This window comes from Mesorhizobium sp. M4B.F.Ca.ET.089.01.1.1 (assembly GCF_004022605.1).
GTDB lineage: Bacteria > Pseudomonadota > Alphaproteobacteria > Rhizobiales > Rhizobiaceae > Mesorhizobium > Mesorhizobium abyssinicae.
In genome coordinates, this window is record NZ_RZOS01000266.1 from 1 (window position 1) to 7877 (window position 7877).

A 7877-nucleotide genomic window follows, 5' to 3' on the forward strand; every position below is an offset into this window, starting at 1 on the left:
TTACTGGCTTTCACCGGGGCGACCTTCTGCACCTTCGCGGTGGTCGTCTTTTTTGCTTTCGGGGCCTCTGCGGCTTTCGGCGCGGTTTTGCTGGCTGCGGCGACAAAGCCGTTGTCGGCCCGCAGGCTCTGGGGTGCGGCATTCGCGGCGCCGATGGCAAAAGTCATTACACCGGCAGCAACGGCTGCCGTCAAGACGGTCAAATTTTGCATGTGGTCCTGTTCTGTTAGAACCGCGCGAAGAACTTCACGCGGCGACACCAAATCAATATCGGAACATCTCGGGAGGTTAGACGTCCGATAAATTGCACAGATCGCCTTTGACGACCGATTTGGCGGCAAACAAGGCGGCGCAAGTCACTTTAAGTGACAGATTGTAATTTAGCGATGCGAGATGGACTATGCGGCCGGGATTGCCTTTACGGAAGCAAGCAGCCTTTGCAGCGTCCGGATTGTCGAGCCGTCGGCCACGCCATCGACCAGCCGCGGCCGGAAATGCCGCTGGAAAGCCTCGACGACGATTTCGGTCTGGCGGTCGAAAGCAGCCGATATCTCCACGCCATAGCCATAGAGCGACAGCATCGACTGCAACGCCTCGACATCGCCCCCGATGTCGCCGGCCTTGAGCACCGCGCCCCGCCGAATCGGCGCCGCCGGAACGAGATGGCCGATGCCGGCCGCAAACAGGGTCTTCCAGGGGAATTTTTCGCCCGGATCGACCTTGCGACCCGGCGCCACGTCGGAATGGGCGAGCACGCGCTGTGCCGCGATGGAATGGCGTTGCACGATGCCCGCGCACAGGTCGGTCACCGCATCGATCTGCCGCCTGGGAAAGCCGGGATAGCCGAGCGAATGACCGGGATTGACGATCTCGATGCCGACCGAGCAGGAGTTGATGTCCGTTCGCCCGAACCACGAGCTCTTGCCGGCATGCCAGGCGCGGTCGCTTTCGCGCACCATCTGCACGACGCGGCCATCCTCATGGACGAGATAGTGGGAAGAGACCTCGCTGGCCGGATCACACAGCCACGCCTCGGCGCCCGCGCCGGTGGCCATGCCGGTGTAATGCAGCACGATCATATTGGGTCTGGGCGTATCGCGCCGCGGGCCGAAATTCGGCGATACCCTGACCTCGGCTCCCGGCTGGTCGGGCAGGAAACCGCTCATACGTGCCTGAGGCCCCGTTCGATCATCTCATAGGCGGCGTTGATCGCCGCGAGCCTGGTCGTGGCGATCTTGATGAACTCCTGCGGCAGGCCGCGCGCGATCAGCCGGTCGGGATGATTGTCCGAAACCAGCTTGCGGTAGCGCTTCCTGACCTCATCGAAGGGCTTTCCCCGTTCGATGCCGAGCACGACATAGGGGTCGCCGGCGCCGAGATTGACGTGCCTGGCCAGGATGCTCTGGTAATGCGCCTCGTCGATACGGAAAATCTCGGCGATGCGGTGCAGGAACTGGCCTTCGCGCTCATGGATCAATCCATCGGCCTTGGCGATGTGGAACAGGCCGTCGAGTATGTCCTCCAGCATCATGCAGTTCGTATGGCCGGAACCGCAAAGCTGCGCCATGCGCTGCGCGTAGATCTCGAAACCGGCCACGTCGCGCTTGGCCAGGTCATAGAGCCGCGCCACGTTCCGCGTCTCTTTCGGCGGCACCTCGAATATTTCCTGGAAGGCGCGCACCTCATCCTGGGTGACCACGCCGTCGGCCTTGGCCATCTTGGCCGAGAGCGCGATCATCGCCACCGAAAAGGCGACGCGGCGGCGCAGATCGGCATCTCCGGAGAAAACCGTCCGCACGGCTTCGACGACATCGGCGACACCCGATGACGTTGAAGCGGTGACACGAGCTATGAAGTCGCCAAGGCGGTCCCAAATCGACATGAGGCTTCTTAGTGCGAACCGGCCGCCGCTATCAAGCGAAGACAGTGCCGCAGGCCCAACCGATTTGACGACGGCGCCCAACAAGGCGCCCGATTCGAAAAGAGAAGGCCGGCATGAAGCCGGCCTTCTTCGTCAACGCATCAGATTACTGCGCAGGGGGTGTTGCCGGAGCCGGCTCGGCAGGCTTCGTTGCGTCAGGAGCGGCCGGAGCCGCCGGCTTCATCGGTTCCTCGGCGGCCGGCGGATTGGTGCTCTGGGTGGTGGTGTTGTCGGTGCCGCTGTCGCTGCACGCCGCAACCCCAAGCAACGCTAGCGCCGAAAGGGACGCCAGAATGAGCTTGTTCATGATATCTCTCCTTCACCTGACGCTCACATTGTGGTGAGCAGTCGAAGGGGAAATGCATCAGCCGGCCTGGAGTTTCGTAACGTTGCATTTCCGCATGTAACATCATCCGGGCGGTTGCCGGCCGCAGCATTGCACACTAACAGGACAGGCCAAGCACCAGATTGCGCAGGGAAAATGCCGGGAGCCGCGATGACTGAAAAGTGGGATTTCTGGATCGACCGCGGCGGCACTTTCACCGACGTCATCGGCCGCGACCCGCAAGGCGGGCTGCACCCCCGCAAGCTGCTGTCGGAAAATCCCGAAGCCTATGCGGACGCCGCCATCCAGGGCATTCGCGACCTGCTTGGGCTGAAATCCGGCGCCGCCATTCCGTCAGGCCTCATCGGCGACATCAAGATGGGCACCACTGTCGCCACCAATGCGCTGCTGGAGCGCAAGGGCGACCGTGTGCTCCTGCTCATCAGCAAGGGTTTTCGCGACGCGCTTCGCATCGCCTATCAGGCGCGTCCGGATATCTTCGCCAAGGAAATCATGCTGCCCGAGCAGCTTTATGAGCGCGTCATCGAGATCGACGAGCGCGTGCGCGCCGACGGCCGCGTCGAACGCCTGCTCGACATCGCCGCCTGCGGCCCGGCGATCGAACAGGCCAAAGCCGACGGCATTGATGCGGTCGCCATCGTCTTCATGCATGCCTGGAAATATCCGGACCACGAGAAGGCCGTCGCGAAAGTCTGTCGCAAGCTCGGCTTCGGCCAGGTCTCGGTCAGCCACGAAGTGTCGCCGCTGATCAAGCTGGTTGGCCGCGGCGACACCACCGTGGTCGATGCCTATCTGTCGCCGATCCTGTCGCGCTATGTGCAAAGGGTGGCAGGCGAATTGGGCGCCGGCCCCCGCCTGATGTTCATGATGTCCTCAGGCGGCCTCACCGCCGCCGATATGTTCCAGGGCAAGGACGCGCTGTTGTCCGGCCCGGCTGGCGGCGTCGTCGGCATGGTCGAGACGGCGATGCTCGCCGGCTTCGGCAAGGTTATCGGCTTCGACATGGGCGGCACCTCGACCGACGTCGCCCACTATGACGGCGAATATGAGCGAGCCTTCGACACCGAGGTCGCCGGCGTGCGCATCCGCGCGCCGATGATGCGCATCCATACCGTTGCCGCGGGCGGTGGCTCGATCTTGCACTATGAGGCCGGCCGCTTCCGCGCCGGTCCGGATTCCGCAGGCGCCAATCCCGGCCCTGCCGCTTACCGGCGCGGCGGCCCGCTCGCCGTGACCGACGCCAATGTCATGCTTGGCAAGCTGCAGCCCGATTTCTTCCCGGCGATCTTCGGTCCCGGCCAGGGCCAGCCGCTCGACGTCGACACCGTGCGCGATAAATTCACCACGCTTGCCGCCGAGATCGGCGATGGCCGCACGCCGGAAGCTGTCGCCGAAGGCTTCGTCACCATCGCCGTCGAGAACATGGCCAACGCCATCAAGAAGATCTCGGTGCAGCGCGGCTATGACGTCACCGAATATCTCTTGAACTGCTTTGGCGGCGCCGGCGGTCAGCATGCTTGCCTGGTCGCCGATGCGCTCGGCATGGAAGCGGTGCTGATCCATCCCTTCTCCGGCCTGCTTTCGGCCTATGGCATCGGCCTGTCGTCGGTCTTTGCCTCGCGCCAGCAGGCGCTGCTCAAGCCGCTCGCCGACGAATCTAGGACGGAGATCGACGCGCTCGTCGCGACGTTGAGGAAAGCCGTCATCGCCGAGCTCGCGGCACAAGGCATCGCCGAGGGCGCCGTCGCCTCCCGGCCGGTGCTGCAGATCCGCTATGACGGCACCGACACCGCGCTGCCGGTGAATTTCGCCGATGGTTCGATCTTCCAGGCCAGGCGCGATTTCGAAGCTGCCCACAAGGCGCAGTTCGGATTCGTCTATGACGACAAGCCAATGATCGTCGAGACCGCCGGCGTCGAAGGCACCGATACCGGTGGGGGTGGCCGTGATGAAACTGAATCGACAACAGAGGATCTGGCCGCAAGTCCTTCCAGGACTCGCAAAATCTTCACCGAAGGCGAATGGCGAGAGGCGGCCATCTTTCACCGCGAGGCGCTCGCCCCCGGAAACTGGGTCGCTGGCCCTGCGCTGATCATCGAGCCCAACCAGACGATCGTCGTGGAGCCGGGCTGGCGGGCCGAGATCACCGCCAGGAACCATGTGCTGTTGCGACGGACCGAGAAGAAACGCCGCCAGGCGGCGCTCGGCACCGAAGCCGATCCGGTCATGCTGGAGGTCTTCAACAACCTCTTCATGTCGATCGCCGAGCAGATGGGCGTGACGGTGCAGAACACCGCCTATTCGGTCAACATCAAGGAGCGGCTGGATTTCTCCTGCGCCGTGTTCGACCGCCATGGCGCGCTGGTCGCCAATGCGCCGCACATGCCGGTGCATCTCGGCTCCATGGACCGCTCGGTCGAGACCATCATTCGCCTCAATTCCGGCGACATCCATCCGGGCGACGTCTTCGCCCTGAACGCGCCCTACAATGGCGGCACACACCTGCCCGACATCACCGTGGTGACGCCGGTGTTCGATGACGCGCGCAAGGAGATCCTGTTCTGGGCGGCCTCGCGCGGCCACCACGCCGATGTTGGCGGCACCGCACCCGGCTCGATGACGCCTTTGGCCACCACGGTCGACGAGGAAGGCGTGCTGTTCGACAATTTCCGCATCGTCGATCGCGGCCGCTTCCGCGAGAAGGAACTGGAGACGCTGCTCACCGACCACCCCTACCCGGCGCGCAATCCGCACCAGAACATCGCCGACCTCAAGGCGCAGATCGCCGCCAACGAGAAGGGCGTGGCCGAATTGCGCAAGATGGTCGCGCATTTCGGCCTCGATGTCGTCGAGGCCTATATGGGCCACGTCCAGGACAACGCCGCCGAAAGCGTGCGCCGCGTGCTGGAACGGCTGCCCGACACCTCCGAGTATGAATATCCGACCGACACCGGTCAGGTGATCAAGGTCAGGATCTCGGTCGACCGGGAAAAGCGCGAGGCGATCGTCGACTTCACTGGCACCTCGCCGGTCATGAAGAACAATTTCAACGCGCCGGAACCCGTCGCCCGCGCCGCCGTGCTCTATGCCTTCCGCGTCATGGTCGAGGACATGATCCCGATGAATGCGGGGTGCCTCAGGCCGATCAACATCGTCATCCCCGACGGCTGCATGCTGAAGCCCGCCTATCCGGCGGCCGTCGTCGCCGGCAATGTCGAGACCTCGCAGCATGTGACCAATGCGCTGTTCGGCGCCATGGGCGCGATGGCCAATGCGCAGGGGACGATGAACAACCTCACCTTCGGCAACAAGCAGTACCAGTATTACGAGACGATCTGCTCGGGCTCGCCCGCCGGCCGGATGAACTCCGGCCGCGGCTTTGCCGGCACCTCCGGCGTCCATACCCATATGACGAACTCCCGCCTCACCGACCCGGAAGTGCTGGAATTGCGCTTCCCCGTGCTGCTCGAGGATTTCCACATCCGCGAAGGCTCCGGCGGCAAGGGCAAGTGGGATGCCGGCGACGGCACGAAGCGCACCATCCGTTTCCTTGAAAAGATGGAATGCGCGATCCTGTCCTCACACCGCAACCGGCCGCCGCAGGGCCTGGACGGCGGCGGCGACGGCGAAGCGGGCTCGACCAAGGTCCGTCGCAACGGCGGCGCTGTCGACGTGCTGAAGGCCTGTGACCAGACCGTGCTCGACGCCGGCGAGGCCGTCATCGTCACCACGCCGACGCCTGGAGGGTTCGGCAAGGCATAAGGAGGCTTCGAGAACTCGCTGCGGCTATTTCAGGTGGCGTGGCTTTCGAGAACCGAAGCGGAGCGGACATAAGTCCGTGAGCTTCGCGCATGACCCCGAAATCGAAATCGATTTCGGAAAGGATCATGCGCAAACAAAGATGCTACAGCGTCCTTTGCGCGTCCTTGTGGACGCGCGGCGCTGTAGTAAGCGCAGAAGTCGCTTCAGATGACCGCCGCAGTAGAATTATCGAGGCCCCGTCTGTCACCGGCCTGTCATAACGCTGCGCTACCCGCTTGCGCCAAAGCAAACGGGGAATCACCTTGCCATGACGGACGTTTCCGGAGATCTGGTTTTTCGTCGCGGCAAGGAAGTTGGAAAAGCCGTCTACCAGAATCGCCCGCTGTCGAAGGCCGGCATGTCGGAGCGGCTCTTCGCCTTCCTGTTTTCCGGCCTCGTCTATCCGCAGATCTGGGAAGACCCCGATGTCGACATGGAGGCCATGCAGCTCGGCGGCGGCCACCGCATCGTCACCATTGCCTCGGGCGGCTGCAACATCCTCGCCTATCTCACCCGTTCGCCCGAACGGATCGACGCCGTCGACCTCAACGCCGCCCATATCGCGCTGAACCGTATGAAGCTCGAGGCGGTGCGCCGCCTGCCCTCGCAGGGCGACCTGTTCCGCTTCTTCGGCGCCACCGACACCAGCCACAATTCGGAAGCCTATGACCGCTTCATCGCCCCGCATCTCGATCCGGTCAGCCGCCACTACTGGGAGCGCCGTAACTGGCGCGGCCGCCGGCGCATCGAGGTCTTCGACCGCAATTTCTACCAAACCGGCCTGCTCGGCCTGTTCATCGCCATGGGACATCGCGTCGGCAAGTTCTTTGGCGTCGACCCCGCGGGCATCATGCAGGCCAGCAACATCGGCGAGCAGCGCCGCTTCTTCAACGAGGAACTGGCGCCGGTTTTCGAAAAGCCGCTGCTGAAATGGGCGACGTCGCGCAAGGCGTCGCTGTTCGGTCTCGGCATTCCGCCGGCGCAGTACGATTCGCTGATCACCTCGGGCGACGGCACGATGGCGAGCGTGCTCAAGGCCAGGCTGGAAAAGCTCGCCTGCGATTTCCCGCTGAACACCAATTATTTCGCCTGGCAGGCCTTTGCCCGCCGCTATCCCGAGCCCGGCGAGGCAGCACTCCCCGCCTATCTGGAGAAGCGCAATTACAAGGTGATCCGCCACAACATCGACCGCGTCGCCATCAACCACACCAACCTGATCGAGTTTCTCGCCGGCAAGGATGCGGGCGCGGTCGACCGCTTCATCCTGCTCGACGCGCAGGACTGGATGACCGACGACCAGCTCAACGCGCTGTGGTCGGAGATCACCCGCACGGCATCGGCCGGCGCCCGTGTCATCTTCCGCACGGCGGCCGAGCCCAGCCTGCTGCCCGGTCGCGTCTCCAACTCGCTGCTTGACCAGTGGAGCTACGAGGCCGAGGCCTCGCGCGACTTCTCGGCGCGCGACCGTTCGGCCATCTATGGCGGCTTCCACCTTTATGTGAAGCGCTGATGAGCACCACCGAACTGCCCGCCAGCCATGCCGCACTGATGGACGGCGTCTATCGCTGGCAGCGCCATATCTACGACCTGACCCGCAAATACTACCTGCTTGGCCGCGACCGGCTGATATCGGGGCTGGACGTGCCGGCCGGAGGCACGGTGCTCGAGCTCGGTTGCGGCACCGGCCGCAACATCATCCTCGCCGCCCGCCGCTATCCCGAGGCACGCTTCTTCGGCCTCGATATTTCGGCGGAAATGCTGGAGACCGCGGGCGCGGCCATCGCTCGCGAAAACCTGTCCGGCCGCGTC

6 protein-coding genes and 1 pseudogene are annotated in these 7877 nt (G+C 63.9%); 3 read left to right on the forward strand and 4 right to left on the reverse strand.

The features are described from left to right. The 4 genes and pseudogenes from EN780_RS22095 to EN780_RS22110 form a co-directional block, all read right to left on the reverse strand. Positions 1-212 (reverse strand): annotated as a pseudogene (locus EN780_RS22095) (lytic transglycosylase domain-containing protein); the annotation flags it as partial. A 186-nt stretch (positions 213-398) separates the two neighbouring features. Next, on the reverse strand, positions 399-1166 hold the full coding sequence (locus EN780_RS22100; protein WP_127311415.1) for an N-acetylmuramoyl-L-alanine amidase: 768 nt from the start codon (positions 1164-1166) through the stop codon (positions 399-401). Next, a complete protein-coding gene (locus EN780_RS22105; protein ID WP_127311414.1) occupies positions 1163-1882 on the reverse strand; it encodes a DnaJ family molecular chaperone in 720 nt (239 codons plus the stop codon). Before EN780_RS22105 ends, EN780_RS22100 begins: the two co-directional genes overlap by 4 nt. A gap of 145 nt (positions 1883-2027) precedes the next feature. Beyond that, positions 2028-2228: a hypothetical protein gene (locus EN780_RS22110; protein WP_127285031.1), complete on the reverse strand. Its 201-nt coding sequence runs from the start codon at positions 2226-2228 to the stop codon at positions 2028-2030. Positions 2229-2417: 189 nt separating this feature from the next. Here EN780_RS22110 and EN780_RS22115 point away from each other — a divergent pair, with 189 nt between their 5' ends. The 3 genes from EN780_RS22115 to EN780_RS22125 form a co-directional block, all read left to right on the forward strand. Next, on the forward strand, positions 2418-6029 hold the full coding sequence (locus tag EN780_RS22115) for a hydantoinase B/oxoprolinase family protein (RefSeq protein WP_128275321.1): 3612 nt from the start codon (positions 2418-2420) through the stop codon (positions 6027-6029). A 307-nt stretch (positions 6030-6336) separates the two neighbouring features. Then, entirely contained in the window at positions 6337-7578 is a 1242-nt protein-coding gene (locus EN780_RS22120; protein WP_245500066.1) for a DUF3419 family protein, read from the forward strand. After that, on the forward strand, positions 7578-7877 hold a 300-nt coding region (locus EN780_RS22125; RefSeq protein WP_133372669.1), incomplete at its 3' end, for a class I SAM-dependent methyltransferase. The genes EN780_RS22120 and EN780_RS22125, both read left to right, overlap by 1 nt.